The 1142-nt window shown below is 69.2% G+C and carries 1 protein-coding gene and 1 pseudogene; both read right to left on the bottom strand.

The window, feature by feature from the left end; genetic code table 11:
- A pseudogene (locus ACWF94_RS40865) lies at positions 1 to 271 on the bottom strand (hypothetical protein); the annotation flags it as partial.
- Positions 272 to 482: 211 nt separating this feature from the next.
- Positions 483 to 1142 (bottom strand): phosphotransferase family protein (locus ACWF94_RS40870; protein ID WP_453500421.1); only part of this gene is annotated, 660 nt, incomplete at its 5' end.

Raw genomic sequence — 1142 nt, forward strand, 5'->3', positions numbered from 1 at the left:
CCGTACCCGTGCCGATCCACTGATCCCCGTACGCCCACGCCCGTATCGTCACGCCTCGGTCCTCGAAGGGGACGAGGAGAGCCGCGCCCCTGGACTCGTCGACCGTCGGATCGGTGAAGCCGTCGAGGACGAGGGTGCGCGGGGCGCCGTACCTGCTGCCGAGCAGGTCGGTCAGGTCCTGCGGTTCCAGGTCGCTGGGCAGGTACATGTAGCCGTCCCCCGAGCCGAGTTCGGCCAGCAGGTCGTTGACGGTCGCTTGCGTGAGATACATGGCGGACAGTGAAGTGCACCGCACTGACAATGGACGTCCTCACAGACGTATCTGACGTCAGACCGGGAGGTGTTGGACCCCACCCGAGGAGGCCGCAACTGGACGTAGCCATGGTCAACGGGATCGCGGATTTGCTCATCCGCTGCTCATGAGCCGCCTTCATTGCTAACGAAGTCGCGGACCCTAGACGCACCCGGGGAACAGGCCCCGGTCAGGTCAGACCGGCGAGCACACCGGCCATCGCGCGGTAGCTCTCGCGGACCGCGTCCGTCCTGCCCAGCCGGTGGCGCTCCAGACGGACGGCGCCGAGGTGGCGGACCTCGTAGACCAACGAACGCCATACAGCGGCGGGAGAGCGGTCTCGCTCCCCGTAGGTCTCCCAGAACGTCATACGCTCGTCCTGCTTCGCCAGCGCCATGCGGATCGTCCAGTCCGCGGCCGGGTCCCCGAACCAGGTGCGGTCCAGGTCGAGCACCCCGGTGATCGTGGGCTCCGCGGCCCCGGCGTCGAGCATCACGTTGACCGTCCACAGGTCCCCGGTCAGCAGCCGTGGTTCGGTGACCTCATCGAGCACGGCTCGCTCGTGCGCGGCCACCGCGTTGACCTTCCGTACGTCGGCCGCGTCCAGGCCGGCCCCGTCCAGGTCGGCGGCGATCTCCTCCAGCGACGTGATCACCGCCTCGCTCCACGTCCCGTACCCCGGGCCGCCGACAGGTCCGAAGTGCGGGCCCCGCACGTCGTGCACGGAGCGGGCGATGGCGCCCATCTGCCGGAAGAACACCGGCCACGCCGGGCGCGGATACGTCCCCAGGTGCTCCGGAGCCGGGACACCGTCCAGGTGGGTCTGGATCATCCAGTCCCGGCCGATCAC

Source organism: Streptomyces sp. NPDC055078 (genome assembly GCF_053607985.1).